Annotated in this window: 18 protein-coding genes and 1 other RNA gene; all 19 read right to left on the bottom strand. The window is 72.3% G+C overall.

The window, feature by feature from the left end; all coding sequences use genetic code 11:
• Window positions 1-261: hypothetical protein (locus tag VGZ23_03635; protein ID HEV2356686.1), on the bottom strand; the 261-nt coding region annotated here is incomplete at its 3' end.
• Window positions 224-1,090 carry a ParA family protein gene (locus VGZ23_03630; GenBank protein ID HEV2356685.1) on the bottom strand — a complete coding sequence of 289 codons (867 nt, stop codon included), beginning with the start codon at window positions 1,088-1,090 and terminating at the stop codon, window positions 224-226. The genes VGZ23_03635 and VGZ23_03630, both read right to left, overlap by 38 nt.
• Before the next feature lie 16 nt (window positions 1,091-1,106).
• A complete protein-coding gene (locus tag VGZ23_03625; protein ID HEV2356684.1) occupies window positions 1,107-2,456 on the bottom strand; it encodes a CCA tRNA nucleotidyltransferase in 1,350 nt (449 codons plus the stop codon).
• A 34-nt stretch (window positions 2,457-2,490) separates the two neighbouring features.
• Window positions 2,491-3,285 (bottom strand): SigB/SigF/SigG family RNA polymerase sigma factor, encoded by a 795-nt coding sequence (locus VGZ23_03620; protein ID HEV2356683.1) that lies wholly within the window; start codon window positions 3,283-3,285, stop codon window positions 2,491-2,493.
• 3 nt (window positions 3,286-3,288) lie between these two features.
• A complete protein-coding gene (locus tag VGZ23_03615; protein HEV2356682.1) occupies window positions 3,289-3,732 on the bottom strand; it encodes an ATP-binding protein in 444 nt (147 codons plus the stop codon).
• A gap of 1 nt (window position 3,733) precedes the next feature.
• Window positions 3,734-4,123: a YtxH domain-containing protein gene (locus tag VGZ23_03610; protein HEV2356681.1), complete on the bottom strand. Its 390-nt coding sequence runs from the start codon at window positions 4,121-4,123 to the stop codon at window positions 3,734-3,736.
• 107 nt (window positions 4,124-4,230) lie between these two features.
• Complete coding sequence (mnmA, locus tag VGZ23_03605; GenBank protein ID HEV2356680.1) at window positions 4,231-5,340, bottom strand: tRNA 2-thiouridine(34) synthase MnmA; 1,110 nt, start codon at window positions 5,338-5,340, stop codon at window positions 4,231-4,233.
• 7 nt (window positions 5,341-5,347) lie between these two features.
• Window positions 5,348-6,685, bottom strand: coding sequence for a replication-associated recombination protein A (locus tag VGZ23_03600; GenBank protein ID HEV2356679.1), 1,338 nt, complete (start codon window positions 6,683-6,685; stop codon window positions 5,348-5,350).
• A 90-nt stretch (window positions 6,686-6,775) separates the two neighbouring features.
• Window positions 6,776-7,999, bottom strand: coding sequence for a Glu/Leu/Phe/Val dehydrogenase (locus VGZ23_03595; protein HEV2356678.1), 1,224 nt, complete (start codon window positions 7,997-7,999; stop codon window positions 6,776-6,778).
• A gap of 161 nt (window positions 8,000-8,160) precedes the next feature.
• Window positions 8,161-8,347, bottom strand: a non-coding RNA gene (ssrS, locus tag VGZ23_03590) — 6S RNA.
• Window positions 8,348-8,408: 61 nt separating this feature from the next.
• Window positions 8,409-10,208: an aspartate--tRNA ligase gene (aspS, locus tag VGZ23_03585; GenBank protein HEV2356677.1), complete on the bottom strand. Its 1,800-nt coding sequence runs from the start codon at window positions 10,206-10,208 to the stop codon at window positions 8,409-8,411.
• The gene (gene hisS / locus VGZ23_03580; GenBank protein HEV2356676.1) at window positions 10,205-11,587 is read right to left on the bottom strand and encodes a histidine--tRNA ligase; all 1,383 of its coding nucleotides are present in this window, start codon (window positions 11,585-11,587) and stop codon (window positions 10,205-10,207) included. Before hisS ends, aspS begins: the two co-directional genes overlap by 4 nt.
• On the bottom strand, window positions 11,577-12,251 hold the full coding sequence (locus tag VGZ23_03575) for a hypothetical protein (protein HEV2356675.1): 675 nt from the start codon (window positions 12,249-12,251) through the stop codon (window positions 11,577-11,579). The genes hisS and VGZ23_03575 overlap by 11 nt, the downstream gene beginning before the upstream one ends.
• Window positions 12,248-12,709: a D-aminoacyl-tRNA deacylase gene (gene dtd, locus VGZ23_03570; protein HEV2356674.1), complete on the bottom strand. Its 462-nt coding sequence runs from the start codon at window positions 12,707-12,709 to the stop codon at window positions 12,248-12,250. Before dtd ends, VGZ23_03575 begins: the two co-directional genes overlap by 4 nt.
• Before the next feature lie 9 nt (window positions 12,710-12,718).
• Window positions 12,719-13,924: an aminotransferase class V-fold PLP-dependent enzyme gene (locus tag VGZ23_03565; protein ID HEV2356673.1), complete on the bottom strand. Its 1,206-nt coding sequence runs from the start codon at window positions 13,922-13,924 to the stop codon at window positions 12,719-12,721.
• 4 nt (window positions 13,925-13,928) lie between these two features.
• Window positions 13,929-15,125: an aminotransferase class I/II-fold pyridoxal phosphate-dependent enzyme gene (locus VGZ23_03560; protein HEV2356672.1), complete on the bottom strand. Its 1,197-nt coding sequence runs from the start codon at window positions 15,123-15,125 to the stop codon at window positions 13,929-13,931.
• 145 nt (window positions 15,126-15,270) lie between these two features.
• On the bottom strand, window positions 15,271-17,490 hold the full coding sequence (locus VGZ23_03555; protein ID HEV2356671.1) for a bifunctional (p)ppGpp synthetase/guanosine-3',5'-bis(diphosphate) 3'-pyrophosphohydrolase: 2,220 nt from the start codon (window positions 17,488-17,490) through the stop codon (window positions 15,271-15,273).
• A complete protein-coding gene (recJ, locus tag VGZ23_03550; protein HEV2356670.1) occupies window positions 17,487-21,080 on the bottom strand; it encodes a single-stranded-DNA-specific exonuclease RecJ in 3,594 nt (1,197 codons plus the stop codon). Before recJ ends, VGZ23_03555 begins: the two co-directional genes overlap by 4 nt.
• Before the next feature lie 74 nt (window positions 21,081-21,154).
• The coding region (locus VGZ23_03545) for a LapA family protein (GenBank protein HEV2356669.1) at window positions 21,155-21,518 on the bottom strand (364 nt) is incomplete at its 5' end.

Here is a 21,518-nt window from a genome sequence, read left to right as displayed (position 1 = left end):
CGGTGCGGCGTCCGCGGCGGCAGCCGCGGACGTCTCGGCCGGGTGCGACTCCCCGTTCAACGCGGGGGCCTGTCCCGCGCCTCGCGCGGGAGCGGCGGGATCGGGCCGCCCCCCCGGCGCGTCCGTCGGCGCCTTGTCGTCCGCGGCAGGACCGGGCGGGCCGGGGCGCGGCTCGCGGCCTTCGAAGGCCGCGAGCTCCCGCGTCGTCTCGTCGATGAGCGCTCTAATTCCGCGCCGGAGCGCGTCCCGCTTTTTGCTCAAGGGCCATCACCTCCTTAGCGAGGCTCATGTACTCGACGGCCCCGCGCGAGGAAGGCTGATGGACGAACACCGGCACACCGACCATGCTCGATTCCACGAGCTTGATGTTGAAATGAATCGCGCTGGCGAAGACCTTCTCACCGAAGTAATCGCGGATCCCCTGTAAAATTTCCTTGCTGATGCTGGTGCGCGCGTCGTACATCGTCGGGACTACGCCCGCGATCTCCACCTCGTGCCCCGCTTCCTCCCGAACCGCCTTGAGGGTGCGGAGCAGCTGGCGCATCCCGAGGAGGGCGTAATAGTGCGTCTGAATGGGGATGATGACCTCGTTGCAGGCCACGAGGGCGTTAAGGGTCAGGAGCCCGAGAGACGGCGGCGTGTCGATCAAGATGTAATCGTACCGCCCGCGCAGCGGCGCGATCTTCTTGCGCAGGGCGTTCTCCCGGCCGATCCGCGACGACAGCTCAAGTTCGGCGGCGGCGAGGTCGATGGACGACGGCGCCAAGTCGAGGTTCGGCACGTTCGACGGCGCGACGACACTCTCCAGGTCCGTGGACTGGCCGTCGCCGGCCGTGTCCTCGACCAGGATGTTGTACATCGTACGCGACAGCGAAGCAGGATCCGTGCCGAGGCTGACCGTGGCGTTGGCCTGCGGATCGAGGTCGATCAGGAGGACCCGACGCCCGCTGACGGCGAGACAGGCCGCCAAGTTCACCGCGGTGGTCGTCTTGCCGCATCCGCCCTTCTGATTGACGAGGGCGATGACGCGGGCCGTGGTTGTCGGGTCTGCCGCCAGCTGCCCGTCCTCCGCCCGCCTGTCGTTTCGCACGCCTGTTCGCCGCGGCCTATCGATCTCCTCCGCCCGCGGCCCGCGACGCGCCGCCGGCGGGCTCCGCGGCGAGCGTCTCCAGCAGCGCCAGCGCCTCGTCGCGGGTCCGGACGCGACCCTCGAGGCGGGCGTCTTCGACCGCCTCGAGGATGGCGCCGACCCGGGGACCGGCGGGCACGCCGCGCGCCAGCACGTCGCCGCCCGTCACGAGCCGGGCGGGTACCGGCGGCGCCTCCCGGATCCGGGCGGCTTCGGCACGGGCCCACTCGTACAGCGACAGGTCGCGGTGGCTCGCCTCGCAGTCGGCGCGATGCAGCTCCACCAGATCCAAAAACAGGTCGTCCGCGAACAGCCGGCGCCGTTTCGCCTCGCGCATCTGCGGCAGGTCCTTGAAGACCATGTGCCGTGCCACGAGCGCCTCCACCCGGTCGACGTCGCGCCGCGCAAAGCGCAGTCGCTCCATCACGGTCCGGGTGATCTCGGCGCCGAGCTCGTCGTGCCGGCTGAACCGGATCCGGTCCGGCGCGTACTCGAGGGTCGCGGGCTTGCCCGCGTCGTGCAGCAGCGCGGCCATGGCGAGCGCCGGTGATGGGTCGCGCAGCGCGGCCACGGTGAGCCGGGTGTGCTCGAAGACGTCCCCCTCCGGGTGGAAGTTCTGCGGTTGCGGCACGCCGATCTCGGCGGCGACCTCGGGCAGGACGACCCGGAGCAGCCCGGTGTCCCGCAGCAGCCCGAGCGCCCGGGCGGGGGCCGGGCCGGTGAGCATGCGCACGAGCTCGTCCCGAATGCGCTCGGCGCTCGTCCCGCGCACCCCGTCGGCATGCGCCCGAACGGCGTCGAACGTTTCGGGCGCGATGGTGAAGCCGAGCTCCGCCGCCAGCCGCACCGCGCGCAGCATCCGCAACCGGTCTTCCTCGAACCGCATCGCGGCGTCGCCGATGGCCCGCACGACCCGCGCGTCGAGGTCGGCCCGGCCGCCGACGAAGTCCAGCACGGTCCCGGTCGCCGGATCGAAGAACAACCCGTTGATCGTGAAGTCGCGCCGCAGGGCGTCTTCGCGGGGACCGGCGTAGTCGACCGAGGATGGGCGGCGCCCGTCGAGGTACGGGCCTTCGGTGCGGAACGTCGCGACTTCGTACTCGCCGTCGTCGGCGACGACCCGCACGACGCCGAACGCCGCGCCGATCTCCACCGTCCGCGGAAACAGCCGCGCGACCTGCTCGGGGCGGGCCGCGGTGGCGATGTCGTAATCGGCCGCCGCGCGGCCGAGCAGCCGGTCGCGGACGCACCCGCCGGCCAGGTACGTTTCGAACCCGGCGTCCCGCAGGCGCACGACGATGCCGGCGGCCGACGCGGCCGTGGCCATGCTGGTTACGGCACCCCGCCCGCGGCGGGCCGGCTCACGGTTGCTCGGAGCCGGATCGGCGGTCGCTCACCAGGGCGCGGAGCCGCGCGAGGGCCTCGCGGAGGATGCGCGACACGTGCATCTGCGAAATGCCGAGCCGCCGCGCGATCTCGGCCTGCGACAGGTCGTCGAAGAAGCGCATGCGGATGATCTGCTGCGCGCGCTCGGGCAGCCGGGCGAGCGCCCAGTCCAGGGTCGCGCGGTCTTCGAGACGCTCCAGCGCCTCGTCCTCGCCGCCGACCGACTCGAGGAGCGAGACGGTGTGCTCCTCGTCGCCGTCGCTGGTTTCGGCGTCGAGCGAGACGAGGCTGTAGGCCCGGCCGACCTCCAGCGCGGAGATGACGTCCTCGAAGTCGACCCGCGTGAACTGTGCGATCTCCGGAATGGTCGGCGACCGCCCGAGCCGCTGCGATAGCTCCTCGATGGCGCGCATCAGCGTGTAGTTGAGCTCGCGCAGCCGCCGCGGGACCCGGATCGCCCACAGTTTGTCGCGGAAATGCCGTTTGATCTCGCCGACGATGGTCGGTGTGGCGTAGGTCGTAAACTCGATCCCGCGGTTCGGATCGTAGCGGTCGATGGCCTTCAACAGACCGATCTGGGCGACCTGAATGATGTCCTCGAGCGGTTCGCCGCGGTCCGCGAACTTGCGGGCGAGATAGATGGCGAGGCTCTCGTGGGCCAGCGTGAGTTCTTCGCGGACGTCAGGGCTGCGGTCTTCCTGGAACTTCAGGAAGAGCGCCCTGACCTCGTCCTTGTCGAGCAGGCGACGGCCCCGCCGGCGTGTCGCCATGCGTTAAGACAGCCGATGTTTGAGCAGCCGCAGCTCGGTCAGGCCCGACTCGCGGTCGTGGCGGGCTTCCACTTCGTCGACGAGGCACTGCATGAGGAACATCCCGAGGCGGCTCTCGTCGATCGGCGCGTCGGACGTCGCCGGCGCGGCGCCGTCCTGCGCCCACGCGGGCGCCGCGACCCGCGCCGCCACGCGCACCTCGATAGCGTCCGGCGCCAGCACGAACGCGGTGGTCAACGGCTGTCGCGAGTCCGGACGGGCGATGATCAACGCGGTGCAGGCTTCCCCCACGGCGATCTTGAGATCCTCGATCTCGTCGTAGGTGAAGCCCTGGCGCGCGGCGACCGTGGCCGCCGTGAGTCGCGCCACGCTCACGAATTCGGGACGCACGGGAATCGCGATCTCGACGCGGTCATACCCGTCGCGGCTGGATCCCTCGGTTGTCACGTCAAGGCTCCGGCTCGCCAAAGCGTGTGGACTCCTCCATTCCGCCGCCCGCCGCGTCCCGCCCCGCCTCAAAGGAGCGGCGCAGGCGGTCGGCCCGCTCTTCCACCGCCGAACGGCCGCGGGCGATCGCGTCTTCCGCCGCGTCCCGCGCCCGGGCCACGAAGCCATCGGCGCGCGAGCGTGCGCGGTCGGCCATCTCGCCGGCGGCGCGGCGCGCCTGGTCGGCGACGTCGTCGGCCCTCGTGCGCGCCCGGGCGCGCAGGCGGTCGCCTTCCCGCCGGATCCGATCCCGCGTCTCCATCCCGGGTTGCGGCGCGAACAACAGCCCAAACGCCAGTCCGATCAAGCCGCCGATAAAGAGCCCCACGGCGAAGTCACGCCGTTCCGTCATGATGGATCCCTCCTTCTCATACCTCGGGCCATACCCACTGTATACCCTCGCGCAACGCAGTGAGTAACCCCGCGGCGTTGTCTGCAGGCGGCGCGCCGAGGCTGATCTCAGCGATCCCCGGCATCGGCGCTCCGCACCTCGCTTCGCACCTCGTCGATGACTCCGCCGCCCACGACGAGGTCGCCGTCGTAAAATGCGATCGCCTGGCCGGGCGCCGCCGCCCGCGCCGGCTCGCGGAAGCGCACGCGCACCCGGCCGGGGCCGGCCGGCGCGATCACCGCGGAGAGATCCGCGCCGCCGTGTCGGATGCGGGCCGTCACCGCGCGCGCCTCCTGCAGCTCGTCGATCGCGATCCAATTGGCGTCCGCGGCCACCAGTTCCTCGCAGCGCACCTCGTCCGCGTCGCCGACCCGCAGGGTGTTTCGCGCCGCGTCGATCGCGACGACGTACCGGGGGTGCTGCGCGGCCGCGCCAAGTCCGCGCCGTTGTCCCACGGTGTAGCGGGCCACGCCGCGGTGCTCCCCGACCTGCCGCCCGCGGCCGTCATAGATCGGCCCGGGCCGAACCGCCTGTGGCGCGTATCGCGCGACGACCTCGCCGTGATCGCCGCGGGGAACAAAGCAGATCTCCTGACTGTCGGCTTTGTCGGCCACCCGCAGGCCGTGCCGCCCGGCCATGGCGCGGATCTCGGGCTTCGTGTAGCCGCCGACGGGGAAGCGCACCTGGTCCAGCTGGCGCCGGGTGAGGCAGGCCAAGACGTACGACTGGTCCTTGCGCCGGTCGGCCGCGCGGAGCAGCCGGACGCCGCCGTCCGGACCGCGCTCGAGCCGGGCGTAGTGGCCGGTGGCGAGCTGCTCCATGCCGAGGGCGCGGACCTTCCCGAGCAGCAGCGCGAACTTGATGGCGCGGTTGCAGGCGATGCAGGGGTTGGGGGTGCGGCCGCGCGCGTACTCGCCCGCGAACTCACGGATCACCGCCCGCTCGAACGCCTCGCGCAGGTTGAGCACGTAGTGCGGGATGCCGAGCGTCCGCGCCACGCCGCGGGCGTCGTCGATCGCGCCGAGCCCGCAACACCCGGGGCCGTCGTCGGCCGGGGGCACCCATTCCGGCCACAGGTTCATGGTGAAGCCGACCACTTCGTGGCCCTCCCCCGCCAGCAGCGCCGCCGCCACCGCGCTGTCGACGCCCCCGCTCATGGCCACCGCGACGCGCGCCATCGTTGAGTTACTCCCCGCCGTACCGCTTGACGCCCGCCCACCACGACCGCAGGCGCCGCCGGATCTCCTGTTCGTGCCCGGCGGCCGTCGGCTCGTAGTAGACGCGGTCCTTGACATTGTCGGGCGCGTACTGTTGCGGGACAAACGCGTCCGGGTGATCGTGCGGGTAGACGTAGCCCTGCCCGCGGCCGAGCCGCCGCGCTCCCTGGGTCGACGCGTCGCGCAGCGCCGGCGGCACCGGCTGCGCCTCCTCGCGCTCGACGTCCTGGGCCGCGCGCGAGATGGCGCGGATCACCGCGTTGCTCTTCGGGGCGGTCGCGATGTAGACCGCAGCCTCCGTCATCGGGATGCGGGCTTCCGGCAATCCGACGAGGTCGACCGCCTGCGCCGCGGCCACGGCCACGAGCAGCGCCTGCGGGTCGGCCAGCCCGACGTCCTCGGCGGCGTGGACCACCATCCGCCGCGCGATGAACCGCGGATCCTCCCCGCCGGCGAGCATCCGGGCGAGCCAGTACACCGCCGCGTCGGGGTCGCCGCCGCGGAGGCTCTTGATGAAGGCGGAAATGACGTCGTAGTGCTGGTCGCCGGCGCGGTCGTAGGGGATGACGCGGCGCTGCATGGCTTCCTGCGCCTGTTCGAGCGTCACGCGGCGCACACCCGCGGCGTCCGGGACCGCCCCCGTCGCCGCCAGTTCGAGCATGTTGAGCGCCGCGCGGGCATCGCCGTTGGCCGCCCGCGCGATGTGGGCCAGCGCGTCGGGAGAGGCCTCGACGTGCCGCGGCGCCAGGCCGCGCGGATCGGCGAGCGCCCGGCGGAGGATGACGTCGAGGTCCGCGAGCGACAGCGGTTCGAGCGCGAAGACCCGCGAGCGCGAGACGAGGGTCGGGGTGACGTCGATGAACGGATTGCCGGTGGTCGCGCCGATCAAAATCACCGTGCCGTCCTCCACGTGCGGGAGGAGCACGTCCTGCTGCGCCTTGTTGAAGCGGTGGATCTCGTCGATGAACAGGATCGTGCGGGTCCCGTGCAGCGCCCGCCGGTCGCGCGCCTCCTCGGTGAGACGCCGGATGTCCGCGACGCCCGCCGTGACGGCGTTGACCGGCTCGAAGTGCGCGCGGGTCGCCGCGGCAATGACGCGCGCCAGGGACGTCTTGCCCGTCCCCGGCGGCCCGTAGAAGATCGCGGAGGTCAGCGTGTCGCTCTCAATGGCGCGCCGCAGCAGCCGTCCGTGACCGAGGAGATGCGCCTGCCCGACGATGTCGTCGAGCGTCCCCGGCCGCATCCGCGCGGCCAGCGGCGCCGAGCGCGCGATCTCCTCGCCCCGGCTCTGTTCGAACAGTTCCATCAGAACGTCCCCTGCCCGATCGGTCCCGCCACAGCCTCATCATGCGCCCCGCGCGGGAAGCGTGTCAAGAAACCGCCGCCGGAAGACGACTCAGGGATAGACGCCGCGATCGAGGAGGGCGGCGGCGACCCGGCGCACGGCGACCAGCAGCGCCGCGGTCCGCAGCGACACACCCTCTACGCCGGCGACCGCGGCGATGCGCGCGACACCCTCGACCATCAGACGGCCCAAGTGGGCGTTGATCTCCTCTTCGCTCCAGAAGTACGCCTGCAGATCCTGCACCCACTCGAAATACGACACGATGACGCCGCCGGCGTTGGCCAGGATGTCCGGCACGACCAGGATCCCGCGGCCCTCGAGGATGGCGTCGGCGTCCGGCGTCGTCGGCCCGTTCGCGCCTTCGACCACGATGCGGGCCTGGATCCGGCCGGCGTTGCGGGCGGTGATCTGGCCTTCGACGGCGGCCGGGATCAGGAACTCGCAGGGCAGTTCCAGCAGCTCGGCGGCGCCGACCGCCTCGCCGCCCCGGAAGCCCTCGACGCGCCGCGTCGCCGCGACGTGGCGGCGCAGTGCGTCGACGTCGAGTCCCTTCGGATTGTACACGCCGCCGAAGATGTCGCCGGCGGCGACGACGCGGCACCCTTCGGCCGCCATGAGGGCCGCCGCGGTCCCGCCGACGTTGCCGAAGCCCTGCACGACGACGCGGCTGCCGGCAAACGGGACCCCGCGCATCCGGGCCGCTTCTCGGGCCGCGATCATGACGCCGCGGCCCGTCGCGTCCTGACGGCCGGCCGAGCCGCCGATCGACACCGGCTTGCCGGTCACGACCGGCGGGACCGAGTACCCCTCGTGCATGCTGTAGGTGTCCATGAACCAGGCCATGATCTGGCTGTTCGTCCCCACATCCGGGGCGGGGATATCGATCCGGGCGCCGATCATCGGCCGCAACTCGGTGGCGAAACGCCGCGTCAGACGCTCCAATTCGCCGGGCGACAGGGATGCGGGGTCGCAGGCGACGCCGCCCTTCGCCCCGCCGTACGGCAGGTGGGCGAGCGCGCACTTCCAGGTCATCCACATCGCCAGCGCGCGCACTTCGTTGATCTCCACGGCGGGACTGTACCGCAGGCCGCCCTTCGTGGGACCGAGCACGCTGTTGTGCAGCACGCGATAACCGGTAAAGACGCGGGTGGTTCCATCGTCCATCGCCACGGGGAAGTGAACGGCAAACTCGCGGTGCGGATGTTCGAGCACGTCGCGCACGGCCGGCGGGAGCTCCAGCCGGTCGGCCGCGACCCGGAACTGCCGCAGGGCCATCTGCCAGGGATCGTCGTGGTCGGGGGCCGCCGGGGGTGTGAACCCGGTCGCGGGGAGGCTCACCGAGGTGCGGAACAGCCCGCGCCGTTGCACCCGGCGGCGGTGGAGCCTACGGGCGAGCGGGGCGACGCGCTCAGCCGTGCGGCGCAGATCGCGCAATTATGGCTCCTGCGATACCGCCGGCCGGGGTTCCCGAACCTGTGTCTCCCAGGTGGGTGCCCTCCCGAGCGGATCCGACTAGCCCCACGAGCGCGGTCAATCGGGGCCGTGCCGTCACCGGCCGGAGCCGGGCTCCCTACGTCTTGCTGTTGGTCGGAACCACGTACCTGGCGCGTACCACAGGAGCCGCCACGATGATACCATCGTGCGGAGCGCTCCTCAACCGTCAACACGGCGGCCGCGCGCCCGCTCACCGCCGCACGTCGATGTGCGCCTCGGCGAGCGCGGCGGGATCGACCTCCGAGGGCGCCCCGGTCATAAGGTCGGTCGCGCTCTGCGTCTTCGGGAACGCGATGACCTCGCGGATCGAGTCGGCGCCGGCCAGCACCATGACGAAGCGATCGAACCCGAACGCGATGCCGCCGTGCGGCGGCGCCCCGTACCGGAACGCATCGAGCAGAAACCCAAAGCGCTCGCGTGCGGCTTCGGGAGAGATGCCGAGCCGTGCAAACATGCGCTGCTGCAGCTCCTGCCGGTGGATGCGGATGCTGCCGCCTCCGAGCTCCACCCCGTTGAGGACGAGATCGTACGCCTTGGCGCGCGTCCGCAGGGGCTCGCGGTCGAGCAGCGGCAGATCCTCGTCCAGCGGCGCGGTGAACGGATGGTGCACCGCGCTCAACCCGCCGTCGGCCGCGCGCTCGAGCAGCGGGAATTCCACGACCCACACGAACGCGAGCCCCTCGCGCGCCGGCCCGAGGCGGCGGGCCAGCTCGAGGCGGACGCGGCCCATCGCCGGCGCGACGCTCTCCGCTGGACCCGCGGCCAGCAGGATGAGGTCGCCGTCGCCCGCGCCGCAGCGGGCCCGCAGATCCGACAGCGTCTCCGCCGACAGGTGCCGGGCCAGCGGGCCGCGGGGGCCGGCCGCATCGAGATGCAGCGGCACCAGTCCGGCCGCGCCGGCGGCGCGGGCGAGGTTTTCCAACTCGCCGACGTCACGCCGGCTGTAGCCCGCGGCGCCGGGCGCGTTCACGGCCCGGACGACGCCGCCCGCCCCCACCGCCTGCGCGAACACCCGAAAGGCGCCGTCGGCGAAGAGATCGCCGCAGTCCGCGATCTCGAGCGCGAAGCGCAGGTCGGGCTTGTCGGTCCCGTACCGCCGCATCGCCTCCGCATAGGTGATGCGGGGAAAGGGCCGCGGGACGTCGACGCCGAGGGCCGCGCCGACGGCGTACGCGACCATCGCCTCGGCCAGCGCCTGCACGTCGCCGGGCCCCACGAAGGACATCTCGATGTCGATCTGCGTGAACTCGGGCGCCCGGTCGGCGCGCAGATCCTCGTCGCGGAAACAGCGCACGATCTGAAAGTAGCGCTCCACCCCGGCCACCATCAACAGCTGCTTGAACAGCTGCGGGGACTGAGGCAGCACGTAGAACTTCCCGGGATGTACGCGGCTCGGCACGAGAAAATCGCGGGCCCCTTCGGGGGTGCTCTTGATCAGCATCGGCGTCTCGACCTCGAGGAAGTCCGCGTCACTCAGGTAGTCACGGACGGCCTTGGCGAGCCGGTGGCGGAGCGCGAGGTTCGCCTGCATCGCCGGCCGGCGCAGGTCAAGGTACCGGTGGCGCAGCCGGACCGTCTCGTCGACATCGACGCCGTCGTCGATCGGGAACGGCGGGGTGTCGGCGGGATTGAGCACGCGGAGGTCCTGCGCCCGGACTTCGACGGCGCCGGTCGCCACCCGGGGATTCTCGGTCCCCGCCGGGCGCGCGGCCACGACGCCGCGCACGGCCAGGACGTACTCGCCGCGCACGGAGGCGGCCACGGCCGCCGCGCCGGCGGCTTCCTGCGGATTGCACACCACCTGCGTGATGCCGGAACGGTCGCGCAGGTCGAGGAAGACGAGGCCGCCGAGATCGCGCCGGCTGTGCACCCACCCCATCAACGTCACCTCGCGGCCGACGTCCCCGGCCCGCAGGCTGCCGTTGGTATGCGACCGGCGCCAGTCGCCGAGCTCGCTCGCGGCGGGGCCCGCCGCGCGCTCGTCGCTCATCGCACGGCCCCCTGCCCCGGCTCGCGCCCCGGCTGGCGCGGGGCAGGCGGGGCAGGCGGGGCAGGCCGGACACGGTCCGCGACCGATTCGGCGAGCCTGTCCAGCGCCTCATCTTCGAGCTGCAGGGCGGCGTGCGCCCATTGGGAGGCGACCGGCAGGTCCTCGTCTTTGCTCGCCGCCATGTTGCGGAGCGCGACGCCCGTGTCCGTGAGGATCAGCACGAACGAGACGCCGAGCCGATTCGCCACCTTCATCTGAGCGTTGAGGCTACGATCCATGACGTCGGCCGCGGCCGCCAGGCCCTCGCATCGCAGACGATCCGCGACGGCGAGCGCGGCCGCGCGGCCTTGCTCCGTCAGAGACGGAGTACCCGCCGGGACCGCGGCGACAAACACATCCGGCGGCTGCTCGGACGACGGCACCGCGCCTTCCGCATCGAGGACCAGCAACAGCCGCTCGACGCCCATGCCGAACCCGACGCCGGGGGTCGGTTTTCCGCCGAGTTGCTCCGCGAGACCGTCATAACGGCCGCCGCCGAAGACGACGTTCTGCGCTCCCAGCGCCTGCGACACCGCCTCCCATGCGGTGCGCGTGTAGTAGTCGAGCCCGCGGACGATGAGCGGATCGACGACGTAGGGAATCCGCATCGCCTGCAGGCATACCTGCACGCCGCGGAAATGCTCCCGGCACGGGTCGCACAGGTAATCGAGAATGCGCGGCGCGTTCGCCGCCACCGCGCGGTCCCCCTCGCGCTTGCAGTCCAGCAGGCGCATCGGCGCGGTGTCGAATCGCCGTTGACAGTCCTCACACAGCCCGCCGAGCCGGGGCCGGTAATAGTCGCGCAGAGCCTCGATGTACCCGGGCCGGCACGTCGCGTCACCGACGCTCGACAGGTGCACCTGGAAGTTCCGCAATCCCAAACGCTCGACGAGACGGACCGCCAGGCTCAAGACTTCCGCGTCGGCCGCGGGCTCGGGGCTGCCGATCACCTCGGCCCCGAACTGCGTATGCTGCCGGTAGCGGCCCGCCTGCGGTCGGTCGTAGCGAAAGATCGGACAGATGTAATAGACGCGAACCGGCAGACCCGACGCGCCCAGATTGTGCTCGAGGAAGGCGCGCATCACCGGCGCCGTGCCCTCGGCGCGCAGGGTGACGCTGCGGCCCCCGCGGTCCTGAAACGTGTACATCTCCTTGTCCACGATGTCGGTGCCCGCCCCCACGCCGCGCTGGAAGACCTCCGTGTGCTCCACGATCGGGGTGCGGATCTCCCGATAGCCGGAGCGGCGCGCGAGGTCGTGCATCCGCGCCTCGACTTGCTGCCACCGGCCCGTGTGGTCGGGCAGGACATCCTGCATGCCGCGCGGTGCTCTAAGCTCCATTGGTCGCTCCGGCGCTTGGGTCGTTCGGGCGGACGCGAGCCTCGCCGCGCCGCGCCGCCCACGCCGCCCCCACCCCGCCGCCGAGGGCGACGGCGGCGAAGAAGCCGTTCGCCTCCGGACGGTCGAGCACGTAACTCAGGGCGATCACGAGGTGGTGCGCGCCGGTCCACGCGAGCGTGGCCACCACGGCGGCTACCGGAACCGCGGCAAGGCGCAGCCGCGGCATCCGCGCGAGCCGTCCGGCCACGAGCAGCCAGCCGGCAATGACCGCGGCGGTGAAGCCGAAAATCAACGCTCCCGGCGCCGTCCGTTCGAGCCACACCTGGGGCCCCCGCGGCAGCGGCCGCACGAGCAGGACGAGGACGCCCCCGATCGCGGCAAACGCGATCCCCGCCCCGACGACCGCGGCCACGGTGGTTCCCGCCCACGCTCGGGCCCGCCGTCCCGCGAGCGCCGCGACCGCCAATCCCTGCACGACGATCGGGGCGAGCAGCAGCGCCGGAATCAATACCCAGGTCACGGCATCCCACGTCGTGCGCGGGAAGAGGTCGAGCAGCATCCGCAGCACCCCGACGCGCGCCGCCGCGGCGAGCGCCCAGACGCCGGTGCCGCCGACCGCCATTCCCGTCCCCGCAAGTTCCCACATCGACGGTGTGTCCCTCATCGGGAGCCGGCGTCCCCCGTGTCGAGCAATATCGTCACCGGGCCATCGTTGTGAATCTCCACGATCATGTGAGTCCGGAATCGGCCCGGCACGACCGGCGCCCCGGCCGCCGCGAGCGCCTCGTTGAACAGCCGGTACAGCGGCTCCGCCTGATCCGGCGGAGCCGCGTCAAGGAAGCTGGGACGACGGCCGCCCGTCGTATCGGCGTATAGCGTGAACTGCGGAATGCTCAGCACCGCGCCGCCGACATCCACGACCGAGCGGTTGAGCCGGCCCGCCCCATCGTCGAAGACCCGGAGCGTGGCAACCCGTCCGGCGAGGGTCCGCGCGTCGTCCGGCCCATCGGCGCGGGACACGCCGAGCAGCACGGCGAACCCGAGTCCGATCTCACCCGCGGCCGCGGCATCGTCGACCACATAGACGGCCGCCCGCCGGACGCGCTGCACCAGCGCCCGCACGCCGGGCGCCTACCCCAAGTGCCGCCGCAGAGCGGCCAGCGCGCGTTCCGAATCCTCGGCGTTATTATAGAAGTACGGCGACAGGCGGATCACGCCGGGCCGCGAGTCCACGATCACCTGTTCGCGGCGCAGCGCCGCCACGGCGCCGGCCGGATCCGGCACCGGCACCGTCAGGATGCCCGCCAGGTCTTCCACCCGCCCCCGGACGCGCGGCGCCGCGCCGATCTCGCGCAGGCCGGCGGCGAGATCCGCCAGCAGTTCGATCTGCCGGGCGCGCAGCCGCGCCGGGCCGATCTCGCGCACGTACTCGAGGCCGGCGCGGGCGGCGTAGACGGCGGCGAGCGACGGCGTCCCGGCCTGGAACCGGCGGGCGTCCTCGGCGTATTCGAGGCGGCGGGTGTCGAACGCGAATTGGCGGCGATGCGCGAACCACCCGACGACCGATGGCGCGAGCGTCGCGTGCAGGCCGCGCCGGGCGTACAGGTAGGCGATGCCCGGCCCGCCGAGCAGCCACTTGAGCCCGCCGGTGACGAGGAAGTCCGCGCCGGCCGCATGGACGTCCATGGGGATCTGCCCGACGGACTGGTAGGCGTCGACCAGCAACAGCGCTCCCTGCGCATGCGCCAACCGGGCGAGGGCTTCGATGTCCTGCACTGCGCCGCTCTGGAAGTAGACGTGCGAGGCGACCACGAGCTGGGTCCGCTCGTCGATGAGGCTGGCGAACGTCTCGAGCGGCACCGACAGGCCGTCGGGGCTCGAGGCAAACACGACCTCGACCCCGCCGGAAGCCCGGGCCAGCCATTGGTACGGCACCGTGGGGAAGTCGATGTCCGAGACGATCACCCGCGGCCGGGCGCGATAATCGAAGCAGCTGGCCACGGCGGTGATGGCGCCGGTGATCGACGGCGCGAGCGCGACCTCCTCGGGATCGGCGCCGATGACCGCCGCCAGCGACGCGCGAAGCGCGTCGAGTTCGTCCCACCAGGGCCCATACCAGGCCGATGCCCCCGAGACGTCCCACAGGTCGAGGAAGCGTCCGACCGCGGCGCGGACGCGCGCGCCGAGCGCGCCGAGCGAGCAGCTGTTGAGGTACGCGGTCCGTTCGAAGATGGGGAATTCCGCGCGGTAGGCCGACCAGGAGGCCGGCCCCGGCGGTGGCGCCGCCGGGGTCTCCCGCCGGGTTGCCGCCAGCTCGCGCGGCGAAGGCTGGACCATGTTCTTACCGGGGCGCGGGGCCCGCCGCCGCTCCCTCGGCCAGCGGGCGGAGCGCAGCCAGCCGTCCGCGGACTTCCGCGAAGGTTTCATCGCGTTTCGGGAAGGCGAACCGGACGTACCGCCGCCCCGCGGCGGGGTCGTGGAAGAACGAAAATCCCGGCACCGGCGCGACGCCGATCCGCTCGATCAGGTATTTCGTGAAGACCTCGTCACTCTCGAAGCCGAACGGCGTGATGTCGCACATGATGTAGTACGCGCCCTCCGGCACCAGGCACTGGAACCCGGCCTCCCGGAGGATCTCGAGCAGGGCGTCGCGCTTCCGCTGGTACATCGCGGCGAGGGTCGCGTAGTAGGCGCGCGGAAAACCGAGCGCGGTCACCGCCGCCTCCTGCAGCGGCGCCGCGGCGCCCACGGTGAGAAAGTCGTGCACCTTCCGGATCCCATCCGCGATCCGCGGCGGCGCGATGGTCCAGCCGACGCGCCAGCCGGTGACACTGTAACTCTTCGAGACGCTGTTCACGATCACGGTCCGGTCCGCCATGCCGGGAAGGGCCGCGAGACTCAGATGCGGATGGCCGTCGTAGATGATGTGCTCGTACACCTCGTCCGTGAAGGCCAGCAGGTCGTGGCGGCGGCACAGCTCGGCGATGCCCTCGAGCTCCGCGCGTGTGAACACCTTGCCGCTCGGGTTGTGCGGGGTGTTCACGATGATCGCCTTGGTGCAGGGCGTGATCGCGGAGCGGACCGCGTCCAGATCGATCGGGAATCCCGGCGCCAGGCGGATCGGCACGAATTTCGGCACCGCGCCCGACAGCTTCGCGTCCGGCCCGTAGTTCTCGTAGAACGGTTCGAAGACGATCACCTCGTCGCCCGGGTTGATCGTCGCGAGCATCGTCGCCATCATCGCTTCCGTCGCGCCGCACGTCACCGTGATGTGGCGGTCGGGGTCGGCGTCGATGCCGTTGAACCAGCGCGCCTTCTCGGCGATGGCCTGCCGGAGCCGCGGCGCGCCCCACGTCACGGCGTACTGGTTGTGACCGTCCGCGAGCGCCTTGGCGCCGGCGGCCAGCAGCTCGGCCGGCGCCGGAAAATCGGGAAATCCCTGGGCGAGGTTGACAGCACCGTGCTCCATCGCCAGACGCGTCATCTCGCGGATGACGGATTCGGTGAACACCCCGACACGGGCGGCGGTCAGGATCATCTCATCTCCCCTCCGATCGACGCTAGGCCACATTATACGGCACAATCGGGCCCCCCGGAGACGGGCGCCCCGTCTGACGCCCCGTCTGACGCGGGGCAGGCGGGGCAAGGCGGGGCACGCGGGGCAGGCGGTGTCGCGAGGCGCCTTAGTGCGGAACGACCCGTTCGACGCTCAGGACGTCTTTCACCTGGCCGATGCGCTGCGTCACGGCGGTCAGCTGGCTGACGTTGCGGATGTCCATGACGATGCTGGTCACCACGATTTTGTCCTTGCGCACGCGCGAATTGATCGAGACGACGTTCGTCTTGTGCTCGGCGACCGCGGTGAGGATGTCCTTCAGCAGACCCACGCGGTCGGTGGCCTCGACCTCGATCGCGACCGGGTAGGTGCCGTCGGACGTCGGCTCCCATTCCACGTCCAGGATGCGCTCGGGGTGCGCGCGCAGGAACGGCAGGTTCGGACAGTCCGCGCGGTGGATCGTCACGCCGCGGCCCTGCGTCGTGTAGCCGAGGACCCGGTCGCCCGGCAGCGGACTGCAGCAGCGGGCGAACCGCATGAGGACGTTCTCCACGCCGCGCACCCGGATGCCGCGCGCGGCGCCCGCGGGCGGCGGCGGCGGCGCGGCCGGTCGCTCGGCCGGGAGTTCCTCCTGCGGGGGCTCGGCCGGGCCGCCGCGCAGCGCCTGGACAACTTGAAGCAGCGACACATCCCCGTTGCCGACGGCCGCGAGCAGCTCCTGGTCGTCGGGCAGGCCGAACCGGGCGGCGACGGCCCGGAGCGGATCGGGCCGCGCGAGCGACACGCCGCCCCCGCCCCGCCGAAGCTCTTTTTCCAGCAACTCGCGCCCGCGGACGATGTTCTCGTCCCGCCGCTCCCGCTTGAACCACTGGCGGATCTTCGTGCGCGCATTGGTCGTCTCGACGAACGCGAGCCAGTCCCGGCTGGGCCCCGTCGCCGTCTTGCTCGTCACCACCTCGACGATGTCGCCCGACTGCAGCCGGTGGCTCAGGGGGACCAGCCGCCCGTTGACCTTGGCGCCGGTCGTCCGGTACCCGACGTCGGTGTGAATGCGGAACGCGAAATCGACCGGGGTGGCGCCCGCCGGCAGATCGATGACGTCGCCCATCGGGGTGAAGACGAAGACCTCGTTCTGGAACAGGTCGATCTTGACCGAGTGCATGAACTCCCGCGCGTCGTGCATTTCCTGGTGCCACTCGAGCAGCTGGCGGAGCCAGGACAGCTTTTGCGCGAACGCCCCCTCCGCCCGGCCGCCGCCTTCCTTGTAGCGCCAGTGCGCCGCGATACCGTGCTCGGCGTCGCGGTGCATCTGCGGCGTCCGGATCTGGATCTCGAGCGGCTGGCCCTCGCAGATGACCGCGGTGTGAAGCGACTGGTAGCCGCTCGTCTTGGGGTTGGCGATGTAGTCGTCGACTTCGCCGGGAATCGGCTTCCACAGCGAGTGGACGATCCCGAGGGTCTCGTAGCACTCGCGGACGTCGTTGACGACGACGCGCACGCCGGTGCGGTCGTAGATGCGGCCGACGCCCTGGCCCTGGTATTTGGGACGCTGCATCTTCTGGTAGATGCTGTAGACGTGCTTCGGACGGGCGTTCAGGCTGGCGCGGTCGACGCGGATGCCGGCGCGGTTCAGTTCCGTGTACAGCGTGTCGAGGACGCGCCCGGTGAGCGCTTCCTGCGCCTGACTCGTCCGGTCGATCTCGCCGCTGATGGAGGCGTACGCCTCGGGTTCCAGCACGCCAAACGACAGGTCCTCCAGCTCCCGCCGGATCGTCCCGATGCCGAGGCGCTCGGTGAGCGGCGCGTAAATCTCGAGGGTCTCCCGCGCCGTGCGCTTCTGCTTCCACTCCGGCAGGTGCTCGAGCGTGCGCATGTTGTGCACGCGGTCGGCGAGCTTGATCAGGATGATGCGGATGTCGCTCGCCATCGCCAGGAACATCTTGCGGAGATTTTCCGCCTGGCGTTCCTCGCGGCTCTTCCACTCGATCCGGCCGAGCTTGGTGACGCCGTCGACCAGGCTGGCGATTTCCGGGCCGAACGCCTCCCGCACCTCGTCGAGGGAGTGCGGCGTGTCCTCCGGTACGTCGTGGAGCAGCGCCGCGGCGATGGTCGCCGCGTCGAGGCGCAGGCCGACCAGAATCGACGCCACCGCGACGCTGTGGCTCACGTACGGCTCGCCGGACGCGCGCGTCTGTCCGGCGTGCGCGTCGCGGGCGAAATAATAGGCGCGCAGGAGGAGATCCCGGTCGGCCCGCGGATTCGTCTCGCGAACACGGCGCAGCAGGTCCGCAACGTCGGCCGGAAGCGGACCTTCTCGGACGTCCTGCCGGACCGGAACCCCGGTCATAGACTGCGCTGTACCTCCGCGGTGGTGACCGCCAGCATCCAGGCGGCGCCGGCCTCGAACAGTTCGCGGGCGCGCCGGCCCTCCCGATAGCGAACCGATGCGGCGAGGTCCCGGCGCCCCGCCGCCGGGGAAAGCTGAATCTGAAACCCGCCCGTCTGCCCCACCTGCCCCGCGACAAGCGGGGCGCTAGACGGGGCGCCGGGGGGCAGGCTCTCCCGGGACGCGAGGCCTGCTTCCACAAAGATAGCACATGCCGCATCGACGGCGGCGCGGGCGAGCCCCGGGACCGCCGCGGCGAGGTGCGCCCAGGCCGCGTCATCGGGCCAGCGGAACGGCCGCCCGCCGCGCCAGTCACGAAGGGCGCGGTAGATCGCGACGAGCGCCTCCCGTCCCGGCGCCTGCTCCTCGAGCGCCCGCCGATACCGCCCGCGGTCGTGCCCGCCGGCCGCGAGGATGACCGTCACCGGCCGCCGGCCGGCCAGTGCGCCGCCGCACGCCGCCAAGGACCAGTCGAGATCGGGCGCGAGCGCGCCCAGTACGACGTGCTGCACGTCGGGCGGCAGCGCTTCTTCGTCGAGCGCCGTGGTCGCCACCAGGACGTCGACCCGTCCTTCGCGGAACGCCTGGGTCACGATCTCCCGCAGCCGAGGGGGCAGGCCGCCGTGCAGGTAGGCGACGCGGACCGGCGCGTGTTGCTCCCGGGCGAGGGAGGCGATCCGCACCGCCGCTTCGCGCGGCGCCGCGACCGCCACGGTTTTTCCGCCCCCGCGGATCGTCTCGTCCAGGATGGGCCAGAGGCCCTCGGGTCCGGCCTCAGCGCGCCGGTCGATGACGGTCACCGGCGCCCGCCCGGCGTGGTCGTCGACGATCGCCATGCCTCCGAACAGGCGCGCCGCGGCGCGGCAGAATCCACCGTCTCCGACCGCCAGCACGGCCGGTGCCTCGACCTCCCGGGGTACGGCACCCCATTCCGGCTCTCCGCCGCCGTCGAGGACGATCGTTCCGACGCGCGGCAGGAAGGCCGAGAGCCATCCCGGCTCCGCCAACATCTGTGTCGTGGCGACCAGCACGTCCACGGTGCCCGCGCCCAGGGCCTCACTCACGCGGTCCCGAGCCCGCAACGCCTGCAGGCCGTGCGCGACGTCGACGCGGAGGCCGAGCGGGCCGAGCCGCGAGGCCAGCTGCGCCGCGCGATGCACGGCGCGGGGGGACGACGGGACAATCACGAGGGTACCCCGGTGATCCGCTGCGGCGAGGGCGGCGGCCGCCGCAAACGCGATGGCGCGCCCGCGTCCATGCGGGGTCATGAGCGCCACCGTCCGCCGCTCGGCCAGCAACTCGAGGGCTTCACGCAGGCCGGCGCGAAACGGCCGGCCGGCGTTGAGTTGCACCGGAAGTCGCGCCGGTAGGTCCCGCGCGGCACCGCCCCGCCAGGTCCGCCCCGGCCCCGTCGCCGGGGGCAGGGTCTCGTCTGCGGCCGCCGGCTCGGGCGTCCGTTCGATGAAGACGTTGACCCCGGCCGCGCGGTCGCCGCCTCCGGTCAATCCCGAGACCGATGCGAGGTACGGGACGCCCGCGTCCATGAGCGGCGCGAGCCGGCCCGCGAGCCGGGCGTTGAGATACCCGATCTGACGGTCGTCGGCGCTTCGCACCTGCACCGCGTGGGGATCGTGCGGGTTGCCGGGTTCGCGGCGGAGCCGGAGCCGGTCGCCCGTCCGCAACGCCGCCACCGCCGCTTGACGATCATCGAACGTGACCCCGACCACTTTGGTGTGAAACGCCGCGGCGTCTTCAAGGCCGTCGTAGGGCGTGTCACCGAGGAAGTCCCCGGCGCGGCGGAACAGCCGGTCGATGACGAGTCCCGTATCACCGAGCACCGCCTCCACGTCGAGACCGGGCACATCGAGCGCCCGCAGGCGCAACCGCACCCGCTCGCCCCCGAATGCGGGCTCCAGCTCCGGGGTGAACGCCAGATCGACCGCGGCACCGGTGAGCGTCAGGATGTCCGCCCACCCGGCCATCGAGAAGCCGATCGCATCGGCAAACGACGTCCCGTCGGTCACGCCGATGCCGAGATGCGCCCCGTCCCCGACGAGCCGGCGCGTCACCGGCCGCACGTTTCGGACGGCGAGCACCGGCGCCGGATTCGCCGGTCCAAACGGGGCCAGGCGCTCGAGCTCGCGCACGAGCCCGGGCGTGAGATCGCCGAGGCCGACCTCCGCGTCTACCTGCACGCGCGGCGGCGGCAGCGCGGCCAGCACGCCGGCCGCGCGGCCGACGAAGCACTCCCGGAACGCCGGGATCGCGCGGCCTTCGATGGACAGCCCGGCGGCCATCGCATGGCCGCCGAACTCGAGCAGGTGCCCCCCGCAGGCGGCGAGGGCGTCCACCAGGTTGAAGCCGGACACGCTGCGCGCCGAGCCGCGCCCCGCGCCGTCGGACAGCGCGATCGCGACCGCGGGACGCCGGTACGCCTCGGCGAGGCGGCCGGCGACGAGCCCGACGACGCCGGGATGCCAGCCATTGCCGGCGACGACGATGCCCATCGGACCCGGGGCCCCCCGCGGCGACGCCTCATCGACTTGGGCGATCGCTTCGGCCAGGACCTGATCGAGAATCAGCTGCCGTTCGCGGTTGGCCGCGTCCAGCGTCTGCGCGAGCGCGCGGGCCTCCGACGGATCGTCCGTGAGCAGCAATGCGAGCGACGGCGCGGGATCGCCGAGCCGGCCCGGGGCGTTCAGGCGCGGCGCGATCTGCCACCCGATGTGCCACGTGTCGACGGGGCCGGCGATCGCCGCCTCGTCGAGCAGGGCCCTGATCCCGAGCGGGGGGTCCGTTCGCAGCCGGTCGAGACCGCCGGCGACGAGTCGGCGATTGTCGCCGGCGAGCGGGACGACGTCCGCCACGGTGCCGATCGCCGCGAGGGCCGCGAGGTCCGCGGGGAGCGCCGGGGCGTGTCCGAGTTCGCGGCGAAGAGCCCACGCGAACAGAAACGCGAGACCTGCCGCGCACGGCGCGGCTTCGCCTTCCGCGGGGGCCGGCGCGACGATCCGCGCGGCCGGGCGGCCGGCGCCCGGGGAGTGGTGATCGAGGACGACGACCTGGAGGCCCAGCGCCCGGGCGCGCGCGACTGCGTCCACCGCCGTGATGCCGCAGTCGGCGGCGATCAACAGTTCCGCGCCGCCGGCCGCCAGCGCTTCGACGGCCGGCACCCCGAGCCCGTACCCGTCCGTGATCCGGTGCGGCAGCCGCCAGCGCGGCTCGGCCCCGAGGGCGCGAAGCGCGCGCACGAGTATCGCGGTCGCGGTAATCCCGTCGACGTCGTAGTCGCCGTGGATGGCGATCCGCCGTCCGGTCCGGACGGCGGCGGCGACCAGCCCGACCGCGTCGTCCATGCCGGGAACGGCCGACGGATCACTCAAGTCGTCGAGTGAGGGGGAGAGAAACGCGCGCGCCGCCTCGACGCTCGTGATGCCCCGCCGCCGCAGCACCCCGGCGACCAGCGGATGGACGCCCAGGGCGCGGGCGAACTCCGCGGCGCCGGCATCCGCGGGCGCGACGATCCACGCCGGTCGGTCGAGAACGGCCATCGTCCCACTTATTATAGCGTGTTCCGGAAGCCGCCCGGCGCGGCGGCGGAGGCGGCCGCGGCCGTTGGGCCTTCCTACCAGAGCCGCCGGGTCTGCCCGATATCGGACGGTGGCGTGCTCGATGCGGGAGGCACGCCGTCCGCCGGCGCGGCGGGCTGGTGCGCGGCGAGGCGGCGCTCCAGATCGCGCAGCCGGCCGCGTAGGCGGGCGTGCCGGGCGAGGGACGGCAGGAAGGTCAACAGCGCGCCGAGCACGCCCGCCCCGACGATGGCGAGGGCCAGCGACCCGGTGTAGATTTGCCACTGCCAAAACCACACGGTGACGACCGCCGTGTTGCTGAGCGCAAAGACGGTCGCCGCCAGGAACACGAGGACCAGCGCGACGATCGCGCCCCGCATGATCCGCCCTACCGGCGCCGGCACCGGCGCCGGCGCGCCG

This window comes from bacterium, assembly GCA_035945995.1.
In the GTDB taxonomy this organism is placed as follows: domain Bacteria; phylum Sysuimicrobiota; class Sysuimicrobiia; order Sysuimicrobiales; family Segetimicrobiaceae; genus DASSJF01.
Note: the sequence above shows the minus strand (reverse complement) of the source record. Positions and strands in the feature narration are given on the sequence as shown.

Excerpts from the sequence above, each read along its gene's own strand:
- VGZ23_03625 (HEV2356684.1), bottom strand. The coding sequence starts at position 2,456 with ATGGCCACGGCCGCGTCGGCCGCCGGCATCGTCGTGCGCCTGCGGGAC.
- VGZ23_03620 (HEV2356683.1), bottom strand. The coding sequence starts at position 3,285 with ATGGCGACACGCCGGCGGGGCCGTCGCCTGCTCGACAAGGACGAGGTC.
- VGZ23_03610 (HEV2356681.1), bottom strand. The coding sequence starts at position 4,123 with ATGACGGAACGGCGTGACTTCGCCGTGGGGCTCTTTATCGGCGGCTTG.
- mnmA (HEV2356680.1), bottom strand. The coding sequence starts at position 5,340 with ATGGCGCGCGTCGCGGTGGCCATGAGCGGGGGCGTCGACAGCGCGGTG.
- VGZ23_03600 (HEV2356679.1), bottom strand. The coding sequence starts at position 6,685 with ATGGAACTGTTCGAACAGAGCCGGGGCGAGGAGATCGCGCGCTCGGCG.
- VGZ23_03595 (HEV2356678.1), bottom strand. The coding sequence starts at position 7,999 with ATGGCCCTGCGGCAGTTCCGGGTCGCGGCCGACCGGCTGGAGCTCCCG.
- aspS (HEV2356677.1), bottom strand. The coding sequence starts at position 10,208 with ATGAGCGACGAGCGCGCGGCGGGCCCCGCCGCGAGCGAGCTCGGCGAC.
- hisS (HEV2356676.1), bottom strand. The coding sequence starts at position 11,587 with ATGGAGCTTAGAGCACCGCGCGGCATGCAGGATGTCCTGCCCGACCAC.
- VGZ23_03575 (HEV2356675.1), bottom strand. The coding sequence starts at position 12,251 with ATGAGGGACACACCGTCGATGTGGGAACTTGCGGGGACGGGAATGGCG.
- VGZ23_03565 (HEV2356673.1), bottom strand. The coding sequence starts at position 13,924 with ATGGTCCAGCCTTCGCCGCGCGAGCTGGCGGCAACCCGGCGGGAGACC.
- VGZ23_03560 (HEV2356672.1), bottom strand. The coding sequence starts at position 15,125 with ATGATCCTGACCGCCGCCCGTGTCGGGGTGTTCACCGAATCCGTCATC.
- VGZ23_03555 (HEV2356671.1), bottom strand. The coding sequence starts at position 17,490 with ATGACCGGGGTTCCGGTCCGGCAGGACGTCCGAGAAGGTCCGCTTCCG.
- recJ (HEV2356670.1), bottom strand. The coding sequence starts at position 21,080 with ATGGCCGTTCTCGACCGACCGGCGTGGATCGTCGCGCCCGCGGATGCC.